At 49.8% G+C, this 22,535-nt stretch carries 23 protein-coding genes; 10 read left to right on the top strand and 13 right to left on the bottom strand.

What is annotated here, in order from left to right; genetic code table 11:
* Positions 1-2 precede the first annotated feature (2 nt).
* Positions 3-386, bottom strand: coding sequence for a flagellar basal body rod protein FlgB (gene flgB, locus AC5SV9_RS12250; protein ID WP_475149993.1), 384 nt, complete (start codon positions 384-386; stop codon positions 3-5).
* Between the two features lie 73 nt (positions 387-459).
* Here flgB and flgA point away from each other — a divergent pair, with 73 nt between their 5' ends.
* From flgA to AC5SV9_RS12230, 4 genes are all read left to right on the top strand, one after another.
* Positions 460-1,230, top strand: coding sequence for a flagellar basal body P-ring formation chaperone FlgA (gene flgA / locus AC5SV9_RS12245; protein WP_475149995.1), 771 nt, complete (start codon positions 460-462; stop codon positions 1,228-1,230).
* Between the two features lie 63 nt (positions 1,231-1,293).
* Entirely contained in the window at positions 1,294-1,587 is a 294-nt protein-coding gene (gene flgM, locus AC5SV9_RS12240) for a flagellar biosynthesis anti-sigma factor FlgM (protein WP_475149997.1), read from the top strand.
* Positions 1,584-2,015 carry a flagellar export chaperone FlgN gene (gene flgN / locus AC5SV9_RS12235; protein WP_134058252.1) on the top strand — a complete coding sequence of 144 codons (432 nt, stop codon included), beginning with the start codon at positions 1,584-1,586 and terminating at the stop codon, positions 2,013-2,015. The genes flgM and flgN overlap by 4 nt, the downstream gene beginning before the upstream one ends.
* Positions 2,016-2,047: 32 nt before the next feature.
* Positions 2,048-3,328 (top strand): GGDEF domain-containing protein, encoded by a 1,281-nt coding sequence (locus AC5SV9_RS12230; RefSeq protein ID WP_475149998.1) that lies wholly within the window; start codon positions 2,048-2,050, stop codon positions 3,326-3,328.
* 179 nt (positions 3,329-3,507) lie between these two features.
* Here the strand turns inward: AC5SV9_RS12230 and AC5SV9_RS12225 are convergent, their stop codons facing one another.
* The 5 genes from AC5SV9_RS12225 to AC5SV9_RS12205 all read right to left on the bottom strand — a co-directional run bounded on the left by AC5SV9_RS12225 (position 3,508) and on the right by AC5SV9_RS12205 (position 6,605).
* Positions 3,508-3,930, bottom strand: a complete 423-nt coding sequence (locus AC5SV9_RS12225; RefSeq protein WP_475150000.1) for a hypothetical protein — start codon at positions 3,928-3,930, stop codon at positions 3,508-3,510.
* A gap of 199 nt (positions 3,931-4,129) precedes the next feature.
* Positions 4,130-4,828 carry a hypothetical protein gene (locus AC5SV9_RS12220; RefSeq protein ID WP_475150002.1) on the bottom strand — a complete coding sequence of 233 codons (699 nt, stop codon included), beginning with the start codon at positions 4,826-4,828 and terminating at the stop codon, positions 4,130-4,132.
* Between the two features lie 196 nt (positions 4,829-5,024).
* On the bottom strand, positions 5,025-5,486 hold the full coding sequence (locus tag AC5SV9_RS12215) for a hypothetical protein (RefSeq protein ID WP_475150003.1): 462 nt from the start codon (positions 5,484-5,486) through the stop codon (positions 5,025-5,027).
* Between the two features lie 261 nt (positions 5,487-5,747).
* On the bottom strand, positions 5,748-5,945 hold the full coding sequence (locus AC5SV9_RS12210) for a hypothetical protein (RefSeq protein WP_475150004.1): 198 nt from the start codon (positions 5,943-5,945) through the stop codon (positions 5,748-5,750).
* Between the two features lie 246 nt (positions 5,946-6,191).
* Positions 6,192-6,605, bottom strand: a complete 414-nt coding sequence (locus AC5SV9_RS12205; RefSeq protein WP_475150006.1) for a hypothetical protein — start codon at positions 6,603-6,605, stop codon at positions 6,192-6,194.
* A gap of 495 nt (positions 6,606-7,100) precedes the next feature.
* Here AC5SV9_RS12205 and AC5SV9_RS12200 point away from each other — a divergent pair, with 495 nt between their 5' ends.
* Both AC5SV9_RS12200 and AC5SV9_RS12195 read left to right on the top strand, forming a co-directional pair.
* Positions 7,101-9,800 carry an Ig-like domain-containing protein gene (locus tag AC5SV9_RS12200; RefSeq protein ID WP_475150008.1) on the top strand — a complete coding sequence of 900 codons (2,700 nt, stop codon included), beginning with the start codon at positions 7,101-7,103 and terminating at the stop codon, positions 9,798-9,800.
* A gap of 141 nt (positions 9,801-9,941) precedes the next feature.
* Positions 9,942-10,559, top strand: coding sequence for a TetR family transcriptional regulator (locus tag AC5SV9_RS12195; protein WP_475150010.1), 618 nt, complete (start codon positions 9,942-9,944; stop codon positions 10,557-10,559).
* Positions 10,560-10,641: 82 nt separating this feature from the next.
* Here AC5SV9_RS12195 and AC5SV9_RS12190 read toward each other — a convergent pair whose 3' ends face one another.
* Both AC5SV9_RS12190 and AC5SV9_RS12185 read right to left on the bottom strand, forming a co-directional pair.
* On the bottom strand, positions 10,642-13,752 hold the full coding sequence (locus AC5SV9_RS12190) for an efflux RND transporter permease subunit (protein WP_475150012.1): 3,111 nt from the start codon (positions 13,750-13,752) through the stop codon (positions 10,642-10,644).
* A 16-nt stretch (positions 13,753-13,768) separates the two neighbouring features.
* Entirely contained in the window at positions 13,769-14,929 is a 1,161-nt protein-coding gene (locus AC5SV9_RS12185; RefSeq protein WP_475150015.1) for an efflux RND transporter periplasmic adaptor subunit, read from the bottom strand.
* Between the two features lie 318 nt (positions 14,930-15,247).
* Here AC5SV9_RS12185 and AC5SV9_RS12180 point away from each other — a divergent pair, with 318 nt between their 5' ends.
* Entirely contained in the window at positions 15,248-16,165 is a 918-nt protein-coding gene (locus tag AC5SV9_RS12180) for a pirin family protein (RefSeq protein WP_475150016.1), read from the top strand.
* A 52-nt stretch (positions 16,166-16,217) separates the two neighbouring features.
* On the opposite strand, the gene AC5SV9_RS12175 is transcribed toward AC5SV9_RS12180, so the two are convergent.
* Both AC5SV9_RS12175 and AC5SV9_RS12170 read right to left on the bottom strand, forming a co-directional pair.
* Positions 16,218-16,637 carry a hypothetical protein gene (locus AC5SV9_RS12175; protein WP_495473513.1) on the bottom strand — a complete coding sequence of 140 codons (420 nt, stop codon included), beginning with the start codon at positions 16,635-16,637 and terminating at the stop codon, positions 16,218-16,220.
* A 22-nt stretch (positions 16,638-16,659) separates the two neighbouring features.
* Complete coding sequence (locus AC5SV9_RS12170; protein WP_475150019.1) at positions 16,660-16,830, bottom strand: entericidin A/B family lipoprotein; 171 nt, start codon at positions 16,828-16,830, stop codon at positions 16,660-16,662.
* 203 nt (positions 16,831-17,033) lie between these two features.
* Between AC5SV9_RS12170 and AC5SV9_RS12165 the strand changes: the two genes are divergently transcribed.
* Entirely contained in the window at positions 17,034-17,432 is a 399-nt protein-coding gene (locus AC5SV9_RS12165) for an OsmC family protein (protein ID WP_273022437.1), read from the top strand.
* A gap of 26 nt (positions 17,433-17,458) precedes the next feature.
* Positions 17,459-18,361, top strand: coding sequence for a LysR family transcriptional regulator (locus tag AC5SV9_RS12160; protein ID WP_475150021.1), 903 nt, complete (start codon positions 17,459-17,461; stop codon positions 18,359-18,361).
* A gap of 6 nt (positions 18,362-18,367) precedes the next feature.
* On the opposite strand, the gene AC5SV9_RS12155 is transcribed toward AC5SV9_RS12160, so the two are convergent.
* The 3 genes from AC5SV9_RS12155 to AC5SV9_RS12145 all read right to left on the bottom strand — a co-directional run bounded on the left by AC5SV9_RS12155 (position 18,368) and on the right by AC5SV9_RS12145 (position 21,248).
* A complete protein-coding gene (locus AC5SV9_RS12155) occupies positions 18,368-18,700 on the bottom strand; it encodes a c-type cytochrome (RefSeq protein ID WP_475150023.1) in 333 nt (110 codons plus the stop codon).
* A 12-nt stretch (positions 18,701-18,712) separates the two neighbouring features.
* Positions 18,713-20,464: an amidohydrolase gene (locus tag AC5SV9_RS12150; RefSeq protein WP_475150025.1), complete on the bottom strand. Its 1,752-nt coding sequence runs from the start codon at positions 20,462-20,464 to the stop codon at positions 18,713-18,715.
* A 64-nt stretch (positions 20,465-20,528) separates the two neighbouring features.
* A complete protein-coding gene (locus AC5SV9_RS12145; protein WP_475150026.1) occupies positions 20,529-21,248 on the bottom strand; it encodes a hydrolase in 720 nt (239 codons plus the stop codon).
* 208 nt (positions 21,249-21,456) lie between these two features.
* On the opposite strand from AC5SV9_RS12145, the gene AC5SV9_RS12140 reads away from it, so the two are divergent.
* Positions 21,457-22,500 carry an oxidoreductase gene (locus tag AC5SV9_RS12140; protein WP_475150027.1) on the top strand — a complete coding sequence of 348 codons (1,044 nt, stop codon included), beginning with the start codon at positions 21,457-21,459 and terminating at the stop codon, positions 22,498-22,500.
* Positions 22,501-22,535 lie beyond the last annotated feature (35 nt).

The raw sequence follows: 22,535 nt of genomic DNA, 5'->3' as shown, positions 1-22,535 counted from the left end.
CCTTATTCCCCTTTAATCGCTTTTTGCAAGCCGCTGATTTTCATATTTAAAAATGTAAGGCTGGTTTGAAAATCCATAGTGTTGGCAGCGAAATTGGCCTGCTCAACGTTCAGTTCAGCCGTGTTGCCATCAGCTGAGGCCTGATAAGGCGTGCGGTACAGCAACTGATGACCGTCTTCGGCTGCCGTCAGCGGCCGGTTCTGGCCGTGCTCTACGCGGTACGCTACGTCCTGCATGATGTGCTTGTAATTGATATCCCGCGCCTTAAAACCCGGTGTATCGACATTGGCCAGATTGCCTGCAATAATTTCGGCTCTGTCCATGCGCAGCTGAAGTGAAAACGGGTGGACGCCAAGCGCTTTATCAAACATGTGCAGATTACTCACTTAGAAACAGGTTGCCATTGCTGTCATTGGGTTTTACAAGCTCTGTGCCACATTTTAAAAGTGATATTTATCAATGAATTATTTTGCTTTTTCAGCCATATTGCCGCCAAAAGCGGAAGCATTACTTCCGCAGCGGAAGCGTGGCCCTTTCCTGGCGTTTATGCTGTTTACTGTGCTAAGCCTGTGTAGCGGCCCGCTGCTGGCAATGCCGGTTGAAACCGCGCTGCAACAGCAGGTTGAGGCAGAGCTTGCGCAGTATCTGCAACAGTTAGGGGTAAAAGCGCAACAGCAGGACATTCAGCTCAGCCTGCCCGGCTCACTGGCTGAGCGAAACTGCAGCGAACTTGACATTAACAGGCCGCAGCAAAGCGAGCCACCACTGGGCCGGCTCAGTTACAGCCTGGCCTGCACGGCCCCCAAGCGCTGGCAAAGCCGTGCTGTAGCACAGGTTAAACTGTGGCTGCCGCTGGTGGTGGCAACCAGAACGCTGGAGCGCGGCGAAGTACTCAGCGCCGATATGTTGAGCATACAACCGCAGGAAGTCAGCGTGCTACGCCACGGGCTGGAATTCTCTGCCGCGCCTTTACTGGGTATGACAGTAAAGCGCCGTATCAGCGCCGGTGATGTGGTTAGCCGGCACTTACTGCAAGCGGCGTATCTGGTGCAAAAAGGTGCTCAGGTGACGCTGCATTACCGTGGCGATGGCTTCGCCGTCAGTACCAGCGCCATCGCCCTTAGCGACGGTGTACTGGGCGAGCGTATCAGCGTGCAGAATATCAGCTCCGGTAAGGTGCTGGATGCCATCGTTACCGCAGAAAATAACGTCGAATCTGCACAGAAATAAATTTAAGTTTTAGCGCCGGCACGCCGCTTATTATTAACAGAGCAGAATTGCAGGAACCCCAGTATGAAAATTGAGCCAAAACACAGCTTGCAGGTGAACCCGGTAAACCGCCTGACACAAGAGCAGCAAAACCCGGGCACGGCCAAAGCAACAGCCAGCCCAGCCGGAGCCGACACCCCGGCCAGTAATGTCAGTGGTGCCAGCCGCGCGCTGGAACAAAGCTTTGCCAATATGGCCAACCACGACGGTGTCGATATGAATAAAGTGCGTCAGCTGCAACAGGCCATTGCCCGTGGTGAGCTGGTACTGGATGAAGACGCCTTGGTCAACGCTATTGTGGATATGCATAAAAAATGAGTGCCGAGCTGCTGAAGCATTTTATCAGCAGTTTGCAACAGGACGTGCAACGGCTGGATACCCTTAGCCAGTTACTGGATCAGCAATATGAGCTGATGAGCCGGCGCAGCAGTGAGCCACTGCAACAGCTGAACCAACAAGCATTAGAACTGATGACAGCGGTGCAACATAACCATAGTGCGCGTGATAGCTTGCTGCAGCAGTTTGGCCTGCCTAACACCGCTGCCGGTTTACGCCAGTTAGTCAGCCGTTTACCGGCACCGCTGCAGCACGGTACCCGCCAACTGCTGCAGGAGCTGACATTAAAATCGCGCTTATGTCAGGCAAAAAATGAGAAAAGCGGTAAATTACTGGCCAGCCAGCGCCAGCTGATGCAGAAACTGACCGGCTTGCAAAGCCGTACCAGCTACCCTGCTATGCCATTGTAACCCTATAACGGGCTTGCCACTGCAGCCTGGCAATGGCATGCTCAGTCAGGTTACCAGCCAATATTCAGCTGCGCACCGCCGCAGTATGCCAGGCAGTCAACGTTGAGGTTCAGGTGCATCTGTTCGTTTTATTACCCTTACCGCTTATTTTACTGTTGTACTGGCAGTTTCCGGCGCAGCTGACGGCTGTCAGTGCGTTATTTCCTGCATTGGTTTACGCGGCCATAGGGCTGACAGCGGCACTGGCCAGCCTGATGCGCCAATGGCACTGGTTATACAGTTTGTGCTTGCTTGGCAGCCATTATCTGGTGGTGCAGCAGGCACTGCAACGCCCGTTAAGCGACGAGCGCACTTTGGCGCTGAGTGTTTTTTTGCCGCTGTGTTTTACCATTATCGCGCTGCTGCTACAGTTGCAGCATAAACCGCAATTGCTGACCAAACGTGGCCTGGCGCTGCTTGCGGTGGTGCTGCTGGCGCCACTGACGCTGCTGTGGTTACCGCTGGCGAACTGGCAGGCCACCCTGCCATTGCCGGCGGCGTTTTTTCAGCCGGTGTCTGAGCGCTTTTTATTAGGGTGGGGCCAGTTATGGTGGATAGCCGTTGTCGCCAGTTGCTGGCTGGGCCTGTTGAACTTTTACGCGGCCAATAGCCAGCGCTGGGGCCAGTTTGGTGCCTGGCTGGCCGTAATGGCGTTCTACCTGTTTATCCAAGAGCCCGATATGTCGGGCTGGATGACCCTCGCCGCCTGTTTAATCCTGCTGCTAAGCCTGAGCAGCCAAATGCTGCAACTGGCTTACATTGATGAGCTGACTCAACTGCCGCAGCGCCGCGCGCTGCTCAGCCATTTAAGCCGGCTGGGCCGGCGTAGCGCGATCACCATGCTCGATGTTGATCACTTTAAAAAGTTTAACGACACCTACGGCCATGATGTTGGTGATCAGGTGCTAAAGCTGCTTGGCTCAGTGCTGGCCAGCGAACGCGGCTTAACCGCCTACCGCTATGGCGGTGAAGAGTTTACGCTGGTGTTCAGCCACAATAAAACCGAAACACTGGCAGAAAAGCTGGAACAGGTACGTGCCAGGGTAGCCGACTACCCACTGGTGATCCGCCAGCAGGACAGGCCGAAAGACAGTAAAAGCGGCAAACAGCAACGCGGCAGTAATGCGGGCAGCAAAACCGTGCACGTAACAATCAGCCTGGGCTGTGCTATCCGCCGAAGCGGCGAAAGCACCGAACAACTGCTAAAACGCGCCGACGAGGCACTGTACAGCGCGAAGAAAGCCGGCCGTAATCAGGTGGCGTTTGCAAAGTAGGGAGTAAAGCGAAAGTTAATCTTCAGAGTAAGCAGACTTCAAACGCGGAGTAAGATGCTGTGCACAATCATGTAAGTAAAGGTGGGAGCAAGCAGAACTTTAGGTTTCCTCCTAGAAAGACCTGATAAAAAACTAGCCACCGAATGACGAAGAATCAATGCCTATTGACCTATATGACTCTAAACAACAACCTTTGACATCATTAAAGAAACTACGGCTGCAATAACACAGAAAAATACGTAATAGAAATCAAACAATCTCCACCTGTATAAAATTTCTAAATTTATTCCTTTATCTTCAGCATATTTCTTCATCAACCCAATAAAATGATATCCACCGAATATATTAAACGTAAAGGCCTTTGCATACCCCCAAGAAACACCTTTGACATTATACCCAGATTGATATAACCCACGACAAAAAACAAATGAGTTCAAAAAAGACCAGAAAACATTTATAAAAAAGAAAATAAATGAAAATATCGAGATAAAATAATTAACCCTTGATTCATAAATTGGTACGAACAATGCTGAAATCAAGAGAACAGCAAGAGAAAATGGCAAAAGCCATAGATAACAAATGCTACCCACAAATAATTTCATATTATCCACCATTCCTCAACCTCTCAAACTTGTTCGGACCAATAGGGTCAGTGTCTGACCCCATTTATCCTACTGGCTTTGCGTTCATTGCCCCGGCTGGTGATATGATACAGCGCGCCAGCGTATTCCAGTCTCAATGGTCTTGCTATATTGCTTAAGCCCATTGTTGTTTTGCCTCACCAAACTTTAGCTCAGCTAACTACACCGGACACTTTTTCAACAACTTGCTTTTATCAATATCAAAATAGGCAAACTGTCGATAAATATCCGAGCACCCCACTTGTATGCTACCCAAACTTTTCTCTTGCAGTTTATCGCCCTCCTGAATCAAGGAAAGTCGCTGCAAATGAGTTAAATCACTTCCTTTGTAAATTGCCTGAAAGTAGTACGAGTAAAATCCACTCAATGACCCTTTATGTTTTTCAATCAGCTCTAAACCTATACTTTGTAATATATCATCGGAAACATGCATAACTCCTTTTGCTCTTATATCTACGAGTAGAAACAGCCCGACGAACATTGAAGCATTCTTACTAACGTTACTTTCGTTTGATTGAGTCAATTTCTGCATAATTGGCAAGTAAGATAAATCGCTTTCAGCAAGTAATTTATACCGAGCCAACTCAAAAGTTGCTGAATCCTCACCCAGTAAAGCCGATGTAGTTAGCGATGTCTCTGCGTCGATAAATAGAGACTTCGATAACTCACACTTGCCTTTGACAAAAAGGTAATAAGCCAACGAACTTCGGTCTTTCTTTAATTCTGGCTTTCTGAGAAATGTGCCCTCAACTGATTTGTAGTCAGCACAATCTGTAATTGTCCAGTTAATATTTTCTTCTTCATTCTTACTACAGCTTATCAATGCAAAAACAAGCACACATAAAAAGAACTTATTCATTATTCTTCCACCATTCTGAATTTAACGCTAAGGGTCAGGCCCTGAGGTCCTTCTCAAAAAGCAAGACCTGCCCCTGAAGCCTCTCTGATGTCCGCTAAAACTCACTGACGAAGCGCTGTACAGTGCGAAAAAAGCCGTCAGGAATCAGATGACTTTTGCAAAGTAGGGAGTAAAGCGAAACCTTAGGCTAAAACTTTCATTCAAGTTGAAACTCTACTGAATTACTAATTAAACAACTCGATGGATCTCTTTGGAGCACTAGGTCATCATAATCCGCGTTAACACGACTACACAGGAACGCCGTCATGGTATAAATAGCGCCATCGTTCAAGGCATAATCCCGCTTTACACTTTTTAAGTAAAATATTCGACCTATAAAGTCTCCCCAATATAGTGGTAAGTTGAACGGTTTTTGTCGATCATTCTTGAGCACCGCTAATTTATACTCTACGCCTTTCGATCTGATTTCTAAGTACAATCTGCCGTTTGATGATAAACGAAAAGAATTTTCATCAATCTGATATGACGTTTCACTGCTATTCAATACGGTTAGTTGTATACGCTGCTGACTCTGTTCCAGAGACAATTGCAGCTCTTCAGAAATTGCTGATGCACAAAAAGCAATCATACTAATCAGTAATATTCGAATAATCACCATGCTTCGCCCTCTAGTAATAAGAATTCAAGTCCCGCAGATCACTACTTCTTTGTAATCTATCAAAGTGAATATCTATTTCTCGATTGATTGGGGTATATTTGATTTGAAGCCCGCGGCTAATAGGACCAGAGTCATTGATTCCCTCAAAACGCTGCTGACCTTCTGTCTCGAAAAATGCCAGCTGGGGATCGGGTGGCGCTCGCAACGTAAAGTGTGAGTTAACAGAGCTGCCAAACCACAAACCGAGACACCTTATCGATATCATTTATCTGTTTTAGATGCAGAGCCCTTTACGGCAAACCAAATTAAGCCTAAAGCCCCCACACAAACGAAAAATAGCCCTAAATGTTTTATCCAATCCTTAGGTACAAATTCTTTAAATATGAATACCCCTAGGAGGGCCAATAAACAGATGAGCCAGATAGCAATTCCTGAATTCTTATTTTTTCTTTTTATCATCTAGTCACCACAAAATGTATAACCGTACCTTACTGATCTCCAGACGATACTTCTGTACCTTCCTTGATTACCTCGACTCCACCTTGCTGGTAAATGGTTTTAGTGCCGCCTTGCCTACATCGATATGGGTAAAGGGCATGAACAGGATGCGGAAGCTTTGTTTGGTAACATGTTACTTCATCACATTTCGGCTGCCACCATACTGTCGCACGGTAAGCTGTCATATCCTCAAAACACTGGTAATAGTTATTGCGCTTTAATATCCTGTTTCCATTGCTCAAAATCATCATAAAAGCTACGCAAATAAGATCGTTCAATACAGTATTGAGATAAAGTAGCGGCATCGTCATAACTAACACCAACCAAAGACACAACATGACCATCCTTTTTTATAAAAAAAGAAAATGAATAGGAATCTGAACCTCTCCTATGCATAAACAAATTAGTGGTTTCCATTCCGCGTCCAATATCATACTTCTCATGTTTTACAATAAAAGCCGGGTCATTTAGTATCCTAGCAGTTCCTCTTTCTTCAGGGTCATCATCCAAGCGAAAGTCAACTGAGGAAAAATTAGATAAATCATCTAACTTAGTAAATTCATTCTCAGCTACCCCTTCAAACCCTGACGGGACGACCCAATCGCATCCTATGTAATTCACAAACTCAGCCTGTGTAGAACACGAATATAAAATACCGATGGCGAATACTACTACCAACCTATTAATACAATATCTCATAGTTGAATTGTCCAGCTAATATGTTTATCAATGTAGTGTAAACGACCAATATGGTTATCCCTCATAACGCTGCTGACTTTCTATCACCTTCTTTGCCCAAAGATTCTGACCGGAGGCCGGTATTAGCCGTAATATGCGATTTAAACCGCTCATTTCCTTCCCCCTGCCTTACTGGTCGTTTCCCTTGGCTATATTCCGGTAGCAGACATTGCAGCAAGACAATCTTCCAGTACAGCCAGAATAAAGACTGGCGGCCAAGCAGCCTGTTTACTTAAAATTATCCTATTGATAAACTCCCGCCGTTTTGTATTCAAAACAGTTAAAAATACAACGGACTGTCTACCCCTTACCAATGATGGTAGTGGCTTTCTACTCTGACTATCCAAATATAAATCTTTCTACGTGGAATCATTCCTAATGCGTAACGCTTTTTTAGCAAGTTTATTGCTGACGATGTTATCTGTGCATGCGGAGCAAACGCTGAGCCCGCTCTATAACGATAACCATATTCAACAGACACAAGAATATATAACCTCTGCAATCACATTGCACAAAGATGGTCAGCTCGATGAGGGTGCTTTGGCTTATGCCAACCACGTCGCCCATGGCGACAAAGTTACAGTCGTCAGTAGTCAACACGGCATAGCGATTTATAGCCAGGTTGGTGATTTCTATCAGCTGGTGCGGGAAATTAAAAATAGCGAGCTGGGTCTGCAGCAATACGATTCCGTTGCTAAGATGTACGTCTCTGGCACAGATAACTGGTTTTTATACCAGGTGAATGACAAAGTTTTCACTGTTGTGCTGGATCAAGAATTTAATCCGTCTCTTGAAACCCGCAGTGAACTGACAGTCGGCTACGGTCAGCAGCTGGTAATCAATAACGGAACTGCCGTATCACGCAATGGCAATATTGTCACAACGTTTACAATCAATGAAACCTCCGGGGCTATGGCAGTACTTAGCTCCATGCAGCTCTCTACTTATCCAGACTACATTGCATTTGCAAACGGCATTTTACTGGCGGCGCAGTCAAGCTGGCAAAACGATGAAAAAAATCTGATGGTGTATAAGCTTGATAATAACGGTCAATGGCAGTTTATCACTGACCACAGTATGGCTGTGAACGGTTCTGGTTCTCAATACGTCCGTTATGTGGCACTTAGCCCCGATGGCCAGAGGGTTATGTATGGTAGCCGGGAGCAAGATTACATTTTGCAATTGGATACTGTAGCCGGGCAACTGACGGAAGTAGCGAACGGTAATTACCTGAACAGCTATTACTCACAAGTGCACTTCATCGACAACCAATATGTGCTAGTTCTGGCCAGCAATCAGGTATCTCTGTTTAACAGCCAACAGCAAACCCAATTTGCCATTATGAACCTGGATAGCTTCAGCAGTAGTGTTAAAGATTATGCTTTAAGCCTGGCAAATGGTGCCAAGCTTACTGTGCTTGGCCAAAACGGTTTGCTGCAACTATTTGCACATTCGCTGACGGTAAATATTACCGTAACGCCGGGCGAGCAAGAGATTTATTTTGATTTTGCTGACGCCAGTAATGTAATGATCTTAAATGACAAATATCTATTACACCGCAGCAGCAAGCACTACAGGCTATATAAGCTGGACCAACAAGGTATGCCGCAGCTGACACAAATCAGCACACCAGAACAACTACTGGGCGAGCAAAACTACTATTACCCCCGTAAGCTACTGCATATCAGCAATAACCTCTATGCGTTATTCCAGGGCGATCGTTACTCAGTCATACAACTGGATGAAGCGAATGACAAATTGCTGCAATTTAGCTCAGGCACTCTGTATGACCGTAATGGCAATAGCTTGTATACCGCTGATAATAATATCGTCAGCGTTGGCTCAGCTTTGGTAATTGCCAATAATGACACGCTCAATCTGTTGACTCTTGGCGCAGATTACCATTTTAGTTTTGCAGATGCTGCGGTGAATGGTGCCTCGGGTGTGTCTGGTATTGCACAGATTCAAATGTTAGTAGCCGCTGGCGAATATATTTATGCTGTTGACCAATACAATAGTGTAATGAGTAAATTTATCGTCAGTCAAAACCGGCTACAACAACAAGAACAATACAGCAGTTATGACTTTCCTCAGCTGTCAGGCTACTATATCCGCGATGATTTACTCACGCTGCGCAGTGACAATTATCTGCTAAACTACCGGATGGCAGATAATGGATCATTAACTCTGCTGTCCACCCAGTATCTGTCGGGTAACATTGCTCGTTGGGCTCCGGTCGGTGAACGATTTGCAGCCGTGCAAGGCTGGCAAGACCTCCGGGTTCTCGAGCAGGACTCTGTTACAGGCTTATGGTCAGAGCAGCTCGAGCTCAATAATCAACAATTACAACAACAGTTCCAGCTAGCCAGCCCGGCATTACTTGCGTTGGGTCGCACTATTGGCGTATATGACGGGCAGAACAAAAAACTCGTACGTCTGGCCCACAATAGTGCACCTTATGCAACTAGCGCAGCCAAGCTAAACCTTAAACTAAATCAAGGCGTTCCATTTCAACTGGAGCTAAGCTCTGTAATAGCAGATGAAGAAGACTCTGCATTATCATTCAACCTTTTGACCGCTACTGCTGATTTCAGTTTAAGCGACAATCAACTGAAATTTAATGGACAAGGCGTAACTGATTCGGGCTATATCGACATTACAGCTGCAGACCCGTCTGATCTGGTAGCTAAGTTCACGTTCGAATATACAATGAACCTGGCGCCCGTTGTTAAAGCTCAGGTGCCAACACTCAATGTGGTTCAGGGCGAAGCTATGCATATAGAGCTGGCTCAGTATTTCGTCGATCCGGAAGGCCAGGCACTGCAATTCAGGCTATCGTCTGCCCTGCTTGGATTAACGGTATCAAATAACGGTTTACTTACCGGCAAACTGAATACAAACGGCGAGCTGCGAGTAAGTGTCACGGTAAGTGATACAGCTGGTGCATCAGCTGATCATGTCATTACACTGGCTGTCGCGGCCAAACCAGAGGAGAGCTCAGGCGGCAGCATGCATTGGGTGCTGCTGAGTTTACTGGCGTTAATCGCATTAAACCGTAGCAACAAAAGACGTAGTTAAACCAAGATTCCGCGGCTTTAGCAAACCTGAAGCCGCGAACTTATGGCAGCGCCAGCTTATTTGATTATGGTTAGGCTGAAACTGTCAGCTTATGTTAAAATCGACGCCATATTAAACAGATAACAGGTGTAAATCAGCAAGATGGCGCGTCGCACCAAAGCCGAAGCCGAAAGTACCAGAGCTGCTATTTTAGATGCCGCTGAAGTATTGTTTTTTCAGCATGGCGTTTCCCGTACTACGCTGGAAAAAATCGCGCTGGCCGCGAATGTCACGCGTGGCGCCATTTACTGGCACTTTCAGAATAAAGCCGATTTATTTAACGCCATGCTGGAGCGGGTACGGCTACCCTTTCATCATTTGCTGAACGAAGTTGACAACAACCCGTCTGACGACCCTTTTAGCCAAATTCTTGAGTTGTTTACCAATGGCTTGCAGCTGATTGCCAGCAGTGAACAGCACCTGCGTGTACTGACAATAGTGTTTCACCGCTGCGAGTATATTGACGAGCTAAACCCGGCCGTTACCAAGCAGGATGAGCTGGATGAGCAGACCGTCGCCGTACTGCAGCGGGCTCTGGAACGGGCAGAACAGGCAGGCTTGCTGCGCGACGGCATATCACCACGGCTGGCAGCTTTTGCTTTGCATATGTATATCGGTGGTATTATCAGCAACTTTCTACTGAAACCACAGCAGTGTGATTTGCATAAACACGCTGGCGCTTTGATAGATGTGATGCTGCAGGGTTTGAAAAAGGCATAAAAAAACCGGCTGCTCGCGTGGGGTTAAGACAGCCGGTAAAGGTACAACCTTTTGGCAGCATCACTGCTGCCGTTAATGCGTGTTACACAGTTTTAATATCCGACGCTTTCGCGCCAACCAACTTCATGATCACCAGATAAAACACCGGCACCAGAAATACCGCCAGCACCGTAGCTGAAATCATCCCGCCCAGTACACCGGTACCTATTGCATTGCGGCTGGCTGAACCCGCGCCCGAGCTGATAACCAGCGGCAGTACGCCAAGCGAGAACGCCATAGATGTCATGATAATTGGCCGCAGCCGTAGCCTTACTGCTTCCAGAATGGCTGCCGTTAACTCTTTACCCTGCTGCTGCAGCTCACGGGCAAACTCGACAATTAAGATGGCATTTTTTGCCGCCAGCCCCATCGTCGTTAACAGACCGACCTGGAAATACACATCGTTACCGAGGCCGCGCATATAAGCGGCCGTCAACGCACCGACAATACCCAGCGGTACCACCAGAATAACGGCAAAAGGCACGCTCCAGCTTTCATACAGCGCCGCCAGACACAGAAATACCACCAGAATTGATAACGCATATAACGCAGGTGCCTGTGAGCCGGATAGCTTTTCCTGATACGAGGTTGCCGTCCATTCAAAACCTATACCCGGCGGCAGCTGACTGATCAGTTGCTCCATCGTCGCCATCGCATCACCAGAACTTGTGCCTGGTGCCGGTTCACCCTGGATCTCCATCGCTGACACACCGTTGTAGCGCTCTAAACGCTGCGGGCCATAGATCCAGCGGCTGCTGGAGAACGAGGCAAAGCTGACCATGTCACCATCGCTGTTACGCACATGCCAGCGTTTAATGTCTTCCGGCGTCATACGAAAATCGGCTTCTGCCTGCACATAAACCTTTTTCACCCGGCCACGGTCAACAAAGTCATTCACATAGGTGGAACCCCAGCCAATCGCTAATGTCTGGTTGATATCGCGCAGTGACACGCCTAAGGCCTGGGCTTTTAACTGATCGACATCAATTTGCAGCTGTGGCGCATCTTCCATACCGTTGGGGCGCACACTGACCAGATTAGGTTGCTGCGCTGCCATGCCAAGCAGCTGGTTACGGGCATTTAATAACGCTTCGTGGCCCAAACCGCCGCGGTCCTGTAAAAACAGTGAAAAACCCGTCGCCCGGCCAAGCTCGGCAATAGGCGGCAGGTTAAAGGCAAAAATCTGCGCTTCTTTTACCGTGGCGAAAAAGCCCCAGGCACGGCCTATAACAGCCTGCACACTGTTAGCGGCATCTCGATCGCCCCAATCGGCCAGACGCACAAAGGCCAGGCCCATATTCTGGCCACGACCAGCAAAACTGAAACCCGACACAGTAAACACTGACTGCACTGCGTCTTCCGTCGCGTAGTGTGCAGCAATTTTATCCATCACCGCTTCGGTACGCTGCTGGCTGGCACCGGTTGGCAGCTGCACCATGGTTAAGAACACGCCCTGATCTTCCTCCGGCAGGAACGATGTTGGCAAACGCAGGAACATTACCGCCATCACAGCGACTATAGCGCCGTACACCAGCATAGAGCGCTTAGGCCGTGCCAGCATGCCCGCCACACCGCGCTGGTATTTGCGGTTTGATGCATCAAAACCACGGTTAAACCAGCCGAAGAAGCCACCTTTACTGTGATGATCGCCATTAACCGGTTTAAGCATGGTGGCACACAGCGCCGGGGTAAAGATCAGCGCTACCAGCACCGACAGAGCCATTGCCGTTACAATCGTAATCGAGAACTGCTTGTATATCGCACCGGTCGCGCCACCGAAGAACGCCATAGGGACAAATACGGCCGACAATACCAGGCCGATACCGACCAGCGCGCCGGTGATCTGCCCCATCGATTTGCGTGTCGCCTCAACCGGGCCCAGCCCCTCTTCGCTCATCACGCGCTCAACGTTTTCCACTACTACTATGGCATCATCTACCAGCAAGCCGATGGCCAGTACCATACCGAACATGGTCAGGGTATTAATGGAAAAGCCAAACGCCGACATCACACCAAAGGTACCCAGTAACACCACCGGCACCGCCAGTGTTGGGATTAACGTTGCCCGGAAGTTCTGCAGAAACAGGTACATCACCAGGAACACCAGAATAATGGCTTCGATCAGCGTTTGTACCACTGAGCTTATGGATATTTCGACAAAAGGTGTGGTGTCATACGGAATAACGGTACTGAGCCCTTGCGGAAAATAGGGTTCCAGTTCAGCCAGCTTGGCTTTAACGGCGGCGGCAGTATCCAGCGCGTTGGCGCCGGTGGCCAGCTCAATGGCTAAACCGGTGGCCATTTTGCCGTTGTAACGCGCAATTACCGAATAATCTTCGCCGCCCAGCTCAATGCGGGCCACGTCAGATAATTTCACCATAGAGCCATCAGCATTAACGCGCAGCAGGATCTGGCCAAACTCTTCTGCTGACGTTAAACGGGTTTGCGCCAGTATCGCGGCGTTAAACTGCTGGCCGGGCAATGCCGGTGCCCCGCCTAACTGACCCGCGGTGACCTGATTATTCTGCACTTCTATAGCTGCGGTCACATCAGCCGGTGTCAGCTGGTACTCATTCAGTTTGTTGGCATCAAGCCAGATACGCATTGCATACTGGCTACCGAATACCTGCACATTACCGACACCTGCAGTGCGGCTTAACGGGTCTTTCACGTTCGCCACAACATAATCGGCAATGTCGTCGCGGGCCAGGCTGTTATCTTCTGATAAGAAGCCCACCACCATCAGGAAGCCACCGTTAGATTTGGCTACCCGCACACCGTTTTGCTGCACTTCCTGCGGTAATAACGGCAGCGCCTGCTGCAGCTTGTTTTGCACCTGTACCTGCGCAATATCGGCATCTGTGCCGGTTTCAAAGGTCAGCGTCAGGCTAACGTTACCCGAAGAGTCTGAGTTAGCAGACATATACATCAGGTTATCCAGGCCATTCATGGCCTGTTCTATCACCTGCGTTACCGCATCCTCTGCCGTTTTGGCTGATGCGCCGCGGTAAGAGGCACTGATACTGATTGCTGGTGGTGCAACGCGTGGATACTGCTCAACCGGTAACTGTTTAATTGACAACAGGCCGGCCAGCATAATCACTATCGCAATGACCCAGGCAAAAATAGGCCTGCTGATAAAGAAATTTGCCATCTGTTTCTACTCCTGCTTATTGTGAAACAGCAGGGCTGTTTTTGCTGCTGTCAGCAGAATTCTGCGCTTGTACCGTTCTGACTTTGGCACCGGGTTTCACTTTCTGCAGACCGGCAACGATAACGGTATCACCGGCGCTCAGGCCGGACGTCACCTGCCAGCTTTGCTCAACAGTACGGCCGGTTTCAATTAAACGCGCTTCTACCTCGTTGTTGCTGTTAACCAGCATCACCGAAGCCTGGCCTTTGGGTGTGCGGCTAACCGCAGCCTGCGGCACCAGCAGCGCCTGATCGTCAGTGCCATGATGCAGCCTGGCACGCACAAACATACCCGGCAGCAAATCGCCGTTTTTGTTCGGGAACACGGCCCGCAGCGTTACCATGCCGGTGCTCGGGTCAACATTTACTTCGGAAAACTGCAGGCTGCCCTGCTCGCTGTACTCACTGCCATCATCAAGCAGTAAATCAACCGTCACGCTGTCACGCGCATCGCCCTGCATTTGCTTTTTCAGTTTCAGCAGCTCACTGCTCGACTGGGTTAAATCGACATAAATCGGGTCGAGCTGGCGTATTGTCGCCATCACCTGCGCCTGGTTAGCCGTCAGCAAGGCACCTTCGGTAACGGCTGAACGGCCAATCTGGCCGGAAATCGGCGCTTTAATCTGGGTATAGTTCAGGTTTATCTGTGCTGTCTGCAGCGCGGCCTCACTGCTGGCAATAGCGGCATCCGCCTGCATCAGCGCGGCCTGGGCATCATCGTAATCCTGCTGACTTACCGCTTTATTGCCCAGCAAGCCTTTGAGCCGATCGGCTTTTAAACGGGCGTTATGCGCCACCGCTTTGGCACTGGCTAAATTCGCTTTGGCATTGGCCAGCGCAGCCTGATAAGGGTCGGCGTCTATTTTGTACAGCACCTGGCCGGCCTCAACCTGCTGGCCTTCGGTAAATAAACGTTGCTGTAAAATGCCACTAACCTGCGGACGGATCTCAGCCTGACGGAAATCAGTGGTGCGGCCGGGCAATTCAGTGGTTAACGCCAGCGAACTGGTACTCAGTGTCACTACGGCTACTTCGGGCGCCTGAGGCGCAGCCTGACCACCTGCCTGCTGGGGCTCACTGCAGGCCACCATTAACAATGCCACTACCGGTGCAGTGAACAGCTTCATTTTTACACGCATACAAACTCCTGTGAGAGGCTGCCTGAAAATCCCGGGTATAGTTCAGGCAGAATAAGAACGGCAATATACATACAAGGTTGTATGTAATCAATAATCCAGCTGTACCAGCGCGACCAACGCCATAAAAAAGCTGTTCAGTAACCAGAGAAACCAGTATAGCCGCTGTCAGAGACCAGGCTGCTACAGTGATCTGACAGGTGAAAAAAACCACTGTTTTTATCCGGTTTTATGCGTGCTTTATTTCGCAGCTATTGTCCTATACTGTTGATTTATTTTAATACGCTGCAAAAAATGCAGCGCAACCCGTGGAGCTTCTACATGAGCACTGAAACCAAAACAGATGAACTGGACTGTGACATTGATAGCGGCTGCGGCGCCGTTGATATCGTGATTAAACCGCGAGACAAAGACCTGGGCGGCTTCTCTGTGCGCCGCTCACTGCCAACCAAAGAGCGCAAAATGGTCGGGCCGTGGATCTTTTTCGATCATATGGGCCCGGCCAAATTTGCCGCAGGCTCAGGCATTAATGTGCGGCCACATCCGCATATTAACCTCGCTACCGTTACCTATCTGTTCGAAGGTGAAATTCTGCACCGCGATTCGCTGGGCAGTTACCAGACCATTACACCGGGCGATATTAACCTGATGGTTGCCGGCAGTGGCATAGTGCACTCCGAACGGGAGCGGTCTGAAGTGACCGCCAGCGCACATACGTTGCATGGCCTGCAACTATGGTTAGCGTTACCGGAACAGGATGAAGAAACAGACCCGGCATTTTATCACTACCCCAACCATAGCATTCCAGCTGTCGACGTTGACGGTGTTGCCGTTCGGGTATTGATGGGCAGCGCTTATGGCCAAACATCACCGGTAAAAACTTATGCGCAAACGCTGTACGTTGAAGCCTTTATGAAAAAAGGTCAGCGTTTAACCCTGCCCGATTGTGCTGAACGTGCCGTGTACGTTGCCAAAGGCGGGTTGCGGCTAAAAGACACTGTAGTACCCGAACACGCAATGGTCGTGCTGCATCAGGCCGCTGGCGTAGAAATTGAAGCCACCGCTGATAGCCGTATCGCACTGATAGGCGGCGAGAGTATGGGTAAGCGTTTTATAGAATGGAATTTTATTTCCAGCCGCAAAGAGCGTATTGAGCAGGCGAAGCAGGACTGGATGGCCGATCGTTTCGCCAAAGTCGTTGGCGATGAAGAAGAGTTTATTCCCTACCCGGTAAACTGATTACAGGTTAACACCCGGCACCAGCGCCGGGTGTTAACACTGCATTTTTGTATCAGCCATTAGTATGCTCCAGCGTTTGCGCCAATGCCGGCTCTGTGTCTTCAGCCGATATCAGCTCCGGCTGGCTTTGAGCCTGGCCGACTAACCAGCGCTGAATAACCGACGCCGCTGGCGATACCGCTACCGGGGCAGCATAGTTGGGGCGCTGATAAGCTGGCTGGCTTAGCATCTGAATAAAATAAGATGACGCGAAGAAGACACTGGCACCAAAAGCGACCGCCGCCAGTGCACTTTTATAATCATCACTTTCACGCGCAACAACAAACAACATTAACATGGCACAGCAGGCTGCCATATACACCGCCAGATAATGGAAAAGATCGTTGTCCATGGCGATCCCCACAGCATAAACGGTCAGATACACTACAATGGGCATTGACAGCATAAATGTTGGTTTCATATAGCGATACATGATGTAAGTTCCTGTTTAAAAGTTAATTATCGTCTGCTGCATCCTGAATGGCTTCACCGGCCGATTCGATATCTTTGCCTGCACCTTCAACAGTGGCGCACGCCACCACACTGATACTCAGCAGCGCAGCCAGCATAAAACCCAGGCAACGCTTTGCATTAAAACGACTATGTTCACGAGTAAAACTGTTCATCAGACTGCTCCTCCCGATTGATCCTAAGGACTTGCAAAGCGTACACTGGCATCTGCAAGGTGTTCAGCTGTGGTACAGCAAGAACCAAGCCAACACTATGTCATTGTTTTTTATAGAGATATCTGTTGCTTAGTGCTGTATACTTGTGTAGTAATTACAACGGATACGGAAATTAATTCATACCGGCAGCAGAAGGGTGATATATGAGTATTGAACTGCGTAAAAGTGACAGCGGCACCTACCGCCAGACTATCCGTATCAACCAGCACACCGTATTTGCTGATGTTGGCAAAGAACTCGGTGGTGACGACAGCGCACCGGACCCGCATGATTTATACGATGCCGCGCTGGCTGCCTGTAAAGCTATCACGGTGATGATGTACGCCAAACGTAAGCAACTGCCGCTGGATTATATTGACGTTATTATAGAGCGTGATAACAGCCGTGAAGCCCAGGGTGTCTATGTGCTGAATGTGCAATTGAAATTACAAGGCGCGCTTAGCAGCGAGCAAAAACAGCAGCTTGGTGCCATTGCGGAAAAATGTCCCATCCATAAGCTGATGACAGCCGTCAGCACTGAAATTCATGCCAGCATCAGCTGAGCCGCCGCACAAGGTAAACAAGCACTATGCTTAGGATCTCGCTGGAGCAGTGGCGTATGTTTATTATGGTCGCCGAGCACGGCGGTTTTAATCAGGCAGCGCAAGCCATTTATAAAAGCCAGTCCAGCATTCATAATGCCGTTCAGAAAATAGAACATAGCCTTGGCGTTAAGCTATTCCGGGTTGAAGGCCGTAAAACGCTGTTGACTGATGCCGGTGAGTTAGTGCTGCGCCGCGCCAACTACCTGCTGCAGGAAGCGGCCCGGGTGGAACAGGTTGGGCATACGCTGGCTGAAGGCATTGAAAGCAGATTGCGTATTGCGGTGGACGAGATCTTCCCGCACCCGATGCTGTATAAGGCGCTGGAAAATACCTCACAGCAGTACCCGCTGCTGCGTATTGAGCTGATGGAGTCTATTCTGACCGGCGCGAAAGAGTTACTGGAAAACGCTGAAGCCGACATCGCGGTATCACCGGTGGTGCAAAAAGAGCTGTTTAACGAAGAACTGTGCCAGATAGAGTTTGTCGCGGTTGCCTGCCCACAGCACCCGCTATTGCAGCTTGGCAGAGAGCTGAATCTGGAAGATTTAAAATCCTACCGGCAGATAGTAGTGCGCGACTCGGCCCACCATAACCGGCACGATGAAGGCTGGCTGGGCGCTAACCAACGCTGGACCGTCAGCCATATGCGCACTTCTATCGATATGATTAAGCAAGGGCTGGGGTTTGCCTGGCTACCACTGACATCCATTCTGGATGACCTGACACAAGGCCGGCTACAACGGCTGCCGCTGTGCAGCGGCGCCAGCCGCAAAGTCAGTTTGTACCTGCTGTTTAGCGACGCCGATAAACTGGGGCCGGCAGCCCGCACTTTTTTAGGCGAGCTGCGTTATCAGAGTATCAACCTGCCAACCTCTGCCGATCTGTGAGCTGTGCTAGGGTTTACTGCCATCACGTCCTGTCTGCGATGAGAAGTACAGCGCCAGCGCCGTAATATCGCTGTCGGACAAACTACTGGCATTGGCCTGCATGATAAACGCCATGCCGCCTTTACGGTTACCATCGCGGTAAGCCGTTAATGCATATTGCAGGTATTCTGCATTTTGTCCGGCCAGGTTCGGGTTCGTCGTCACCGGTGCAATACCGGTCTCACCATGGCAACCCAAACATTGCTGCGACAGCGTTTGCCCGCGGCGGTAATCGGCCTCATCAGCTGCCAGCCATGGGCTTAGCAGCGCCAGCAGTAAAGTGGGAAAAACGAGTTTCATCTGAGTTCCTCCTTACTGGTTTACCGGTGACCAGGCAGGTAATGCCGGCTCTGCGGCCTGATACAAGGCCGGGAACGGCGTTTGGCTGGCGTAACGCACTTTGCCATCCACCACGGTCAGCTCAGATCGGGTGTGCAACAGTTGTTGCTCAGGTACAGTAAGAATATCCTGATTCAGCACGGCAAAATCTGCATACATGCCCGGTTTTATCTGGCCTTTATACTGCTCTTCACCAGATAAATACGCACTGCCAGCGGTGAACAGTTGTAGCGCGGTCAAACGATCCAGCCGGTTATCGTCGCCATACAACTGATAGCCACCAACGGTTTTACCCGACACAGCCCAGTAATAGGTGGCCCAGGGGTTAAAACTGGCGACCCGGGTGCCATCAGTACCCAGCCCTACCGGTATACCCAGCTGCAGCATTTTTTTCAGTGGGGGCGTACGTTTTGCCTGCCCGGCTCCATAGCGCTGGACAAAATCCTCACCGGCAAACGCCATTCGCCCCTGCACGGCTATGGCACCGCCAAGCTGTTTAATCCGCAGCAGGTTAGCGTCAGATACGGTTTCAGCATGGTCAATAATCCAGCGCACTGTGTTAAGTGGCTGCGTTTTATTAATACGCTCAAACACATTCAGCATACGCGTAATCGACTCATCATAAGTAGCGTGGATCCGAAACGGCCAGCGCTGGCGCAAATGCAGCCTTACCACCTGCTCCAGCTCGGCATCAGCGGCCTTATCCAGTTCCGGCCGTGCTGCACGGAAGTTTTCATAATCGGATGCTTTCCACGCCAGCAGTTCGCCACCACCTTCTATCACATAGCCGTTATCCATATGCAGGTGCAAATTCTGATTGGCCTGATAATGCTGCATCCAGCTTTCGAAGCTCTGCATTTCCTTTCCCGGCGTTTGCGGAAACAGGAAATTCGCTACCCGTAGCGGCAGCTCGCCCGTTTCTGCCAGAGTTGTCGACGCCTGATAATCATCAGGAAAGGCATGGCCACCCCCACCGGCATCTACCACGCTGGTCAGGCCCAGGCTGAGTAACTGGCGGTAAAACTGCCGGCTTGAATTTAACTGCTCAGCAGCAGACAGCTGCGGCAAAGCTGCAATGGTCTGGTACAAAATCTGTGGGTTTGGATCGGCAATCAACCTGCCGGTTAGCTTGCCGTCGGCATCTTTTTCATAGTAACTGCCTTTGGGCGCAACAGTATCGGCAGTTAACCCCAGCACGTCTATCGCTTTGCGGTTCAGTACACCGCCGGAGTATAAATGCAGTACAAATACCGGCGTATCCGGTGCCGCTGCGGTTAGCTCGTCGGAGGTCGGCATCCGTTTTTCCGCAAACTGATACGGGCTCCAGCCGCCAACTACCCGCACCCATTGCCCGGCTGGCGTCTTGGCTGCATTGTGCTTTATCAGCGCCAGCGCATCGGCCAGCGAGGTTAAGCCTTCCCAGCGGGTTTCCAGATTATAAAAACGCCCGCCCCTTACCACATGCAGGTGCGAGTCATTCATACCCGGGATAACGCGGCGGCCTTTGGCATCTATTACCAGGGTGTCATCAGTTTTTTGCGCCAGCAGTGCGGCAGCATCATTGGTGAGTTGTTCAAAGCGGCCATCGGTGACAGAAAACGCGGTGTAGCTTTTGCCATCAAAGGTATCTATTTTCGCGTTGTGCACAATCATGTCAGCTGACAGCACATTGAGTGACAGCATGCCGGCAATGGCCGTCAGCGTCTTAGCAATATATTTCATCATAGTGTCCCTGAAATAAGGGCCACTACTGTGGCCCTGTGATTAAATGAGAATGACTGAGCTGAACTTACTGGCCTTCTTTGGCATTAAACATTTCCGTGGCGTAAATCAGGCCCAGGCCATAACCACCAGCGTGTTGCTTGGCAATACCTGTGACGTCGGCATAAGAACCTGTGCGGGCCCAATCACGCTGCAGCTCTAACATGTACTGTAACCAGGTAATAGGTTGTGCACCGGCCTGCACCATCCGCAGTACTGCCATATCGTGCGCTTCTTTGCTTACGCCACCTGACGCATCAGTAACAAAGTATACTTCATAGCCTTCATCAATCGCCGACAGCACCGGCCCTACGCCACATACCTCTGTCCAAAGTGCTGCGATAACAATTTTGTTCTTTTTAAACTTCTTTACCACGTCCGTTACCCGTTTATCTTCCCAGGTGTTCATGGTTGTGCGGTCGATAGGAGTCTGCTCCGGGAACACCGCCTGCAACTCAGGGAATAATGGGCCACTGAACGACTTGGCGGCAACGGTAGTCAGAATGGTTGGCACCTTAAAGACTTTGGCCGCTTTTGCCAGGCCGGTGACATTGTTACGCACTTCCTCAATGGTGTGCGAGCGGGTGGCAAAGGCCATTTGCGGCTGATGGTCAATCAGGATCAGCGTATGGTTATCCGGTGTTAATAACCCTTTGCCCGGTGCTCCGGCGAAAGCAGGCATTGTAGCTGCGGCTAACAGAGAAACAGACGCAACTAAGGTGGTAACAGCTGTATTTAATTTGAACATTTTTTTATCCTCAATAATGTTTAATATAGTGGTTTCGGTTTCTGGACGGGACCGCTTAACCAATCCATGTGAATCATTCTAGTCCGTTCAAAGAGAATTAAAATTTGCAAATTAAGCACGATTCGTTCTCATAATTAGAATGAAAAGTAGAAAGCTGTTGCTGTGATAGTATTACCAGCGCCCGTATAACAACGATGATATTACGCTTATGCCCACAACTCAGTTTCGCGTTGCCCTGATTGGCTATGGTTACGCCGGTAAAACCTTTCATGCACCGCTGATTAACGCCACGCCAGGTTTAACGCTGGTGGCGGTGGGTTCATCACAACAGGCCTCTGTGCAGGCTGATTTGGGCAACACCATTGATGTCAGCGCTGATTATCAGGCGGTTATCCACCGCGCTGATATTGATCTGGTGGTCATTGCCAGCCCGAACGACAGCCATGCCCCGCTGGCTGAACTGGCGCTGCAGGCCGGTAAGCATGTGGTGGTAGATAAACCTTTTGCCTTAAGCCTTGAGCAGGCCCAAAAGCTGACAGCCTTAGCGCAGCAAAAGCAGTTGTTACTGTCGGTGTTTCATAACCGCCGCTTTGATGCCGACTTTATCGCGCTAACGCAGTTGCTGGCATCAAAGGCACTGGGCGATATTGCCCATTTAGAATCCCGTTTTGACCGCTTCCGGCCAGAGGTGCGTCAGCGCTGGCGCGAACAGGCCGGGCCCGGCGCCGGTTTATGGTTCGATTTAGGCCCGCACCTTTTAGATCAGGCCCTGCTGTTGTTTGGTATGCCGCGGCAGTTACAGGCCACACTAAAACAGCTACGCCCCGGCGCCACCACCGATGACTGGTTTAGTGTCTACCTGGATTACGGCCATTTTGGCGTAACCCTTGGTGCCTCTATGTTAAGCGCCGCGCCCTCGCCGCGTTTTACCTTACAGTGCCATCAGGGCAGCTGGCAAAAGTTTGGCCTGGATGTGCAGGAAGAGCAGCTAAAACAGGGGTTAACGCCATTAAGTAACGGCTGGGGCCAGGATCCGTGTGCTGCCAGGCTGTACACCGCTGATACGGTAACAGAGCAGATATTAGCACCCGGCTGTTATCAGCAGTACTACAGCGCTATTGCCACTGCGCTGCGTGGCGAAGGGCCAAACCCGGTACCGGCAGAACAAGCCTGTGATGTGATGTATCTGCTGCAATTGGCAGAGCAATCCGCTGCCAATGGTGAGGTAATCGCAATTAGCACCAAGTTGTAAACAGGTGCTAATTGCAAGCCAGCTTTACCGCTTTA

This window comes from Rheinheimera sp. ATLC3, from assembly GCF_059429535.1.
This window is presented reverse-complemented; position numbering and strand designations above follow the sequence as displayed.

Bases quoted from the DNA above. Each gene is read 5' to 3' on its own strand.
- flgA (WP_475149995.1), top strand. From the start codon at position 460: ATGAATTATTTTGCTTTTTCAGCCATATTGCCGCCAAAAGCGGAAGCA.
- AC5SV9_RS12195 (WP_475150010.1), top strand. From the start codon at position 9,942: ATGGCGCGTCGCACCAAAGCCGAAGCCGAAAGTACCAGAGCTGCTATT.
- AC5SV9_RS12225 (WP_475150000.1), bottom strand. From the start codon at position 3,930: ATGAAATTATTTGTGGGTAGCATTTGTTATCTATGGCTTTTGCCATTT.
- AC5SV9_RS12210 (WP_475150004.1), bottom strand. From the start codon at position 5,945: ATGATAAAAAGAAAAAATAAGAATTCAGGAATTGCTATCTGGCTCATC.
- AC5SV9_RS12150 (WP_475150025.1), bottom strand. From the start codon at position 20,464: ATGATGAAATATATTGCTAAGACGCTGACGGCCATTGCCGGCATGCTG.
- AC5SV9_RS12215 (WP_475150003.1), bottom strand. From the start codon at position 5,486: ATGGTGATTATTCGAATATTACTGATTAGTATGATTGCTTTTTGTGCA.
- AC5SV9_RS12180 (WP_475150016.1), top strand. From the start codon at position 15,248: ATGAGCACTGAAACCAAAACAGATGAACTGGACTGTGACATTGATAGC.
- AC5SV9_RS12170 (WP_475150019.1), bottom strand. From the start codon at position 16,830: ATGAACAGTTTTACTCGTGAACATAGTCGTTTTAATGCAAAGCGTTGC.
- flgM (WP_475149997.1), top strand. From the start codon at position 1,294: ATGAAAATTGAGCCAAAACACAGCTTGCAGGTGAACCCGGTAAACCGC.
- AC5SV9_RS12230 (WP_475149998.1), top strand. From the start codon at position 2,048: ATGGCATGCTCAGTCAGGTTACCAGCCAATATTCAGCTGCGCACCGCC.
- flgN (WP_134058252.1), top strand. From the start codon at position 1,584: ATGAGTGCCGAGCTGCTGAAGCATTTTATCAGCAGTTTGCAACAGGAC.
- AC5SV9_RS12200 (WP_475150008.1), top strand. From the start codon at position 7,101: ATGCGTAACGCTTTTTTAGCAAGTTTATTGCTGACGATGTTATCTGTG.
- AC5SV9_RS12160 (WP_475150021.1), top strand. From the start codon at position 17,459: ATGCTTAGGATCTCGCTGGAGCAGTGGCGTATGTTTATTATGGTCGCC.
- AC5SV9_RS12165 (WP_273022437.1), top strand. From the start codon at position 17,034: ATGAGTATTGAACTGCGTAAAAGTGACAGCGGCACCTACCGCCAGACT.
- AC5SV9_RS12175 (WP_495473513.1), bottom strand. From the start codon at position 16,637: ATGTATCGCTATATGAAACCAACATTTATGCTGTCAATGCCCATTGTA.
- AC5SV9_RS12140 (WP_475150027.1), top strand. From the start codon at position 21,457: ATGCCCACAACTCAGTTTCGCGTTGCCCTGATTGGCTATGGTTACGCC.
- AC5SV9_RS12155 (WP_475150023.1), bottom strand. From the start codon at position 18,700: ATGAAACTCGTTTTTCCCACTTTACTGCTGGCGCTGCTAAGCCCATGG.
- AC5SV9_RS12185 (WP_475150015.1), bottom strand. From the start codon at position 14,929: ATGCGTGTAAAAATGAAGCTGTTCACTGCACCGGTAGTGGCATTGTTA.
- AC5SV9_RS12220 (WP_475150002.1), bottom strand. From the start codon at position 4,828: ATGAATAAGTTCTTTTTATGTGTGCTTGTTTTTGCATTGATAAGCTGT.
- AC5SV9_RS12190 (WP_475150012.1), bottom strand. From the start codon at position 13,752: ATGGCAAATTTCTTTATCAGCAGGCCTATTTTTGCCTGGGTCATTGCG.
- AC5SV9_RS12145 (WP_475150026.1), bottom strand. From the start codon at position 21,248: ATGTTCAAATTAAATACAGCTGTTACCACCTTAGTTGCGTCTGTTTCT.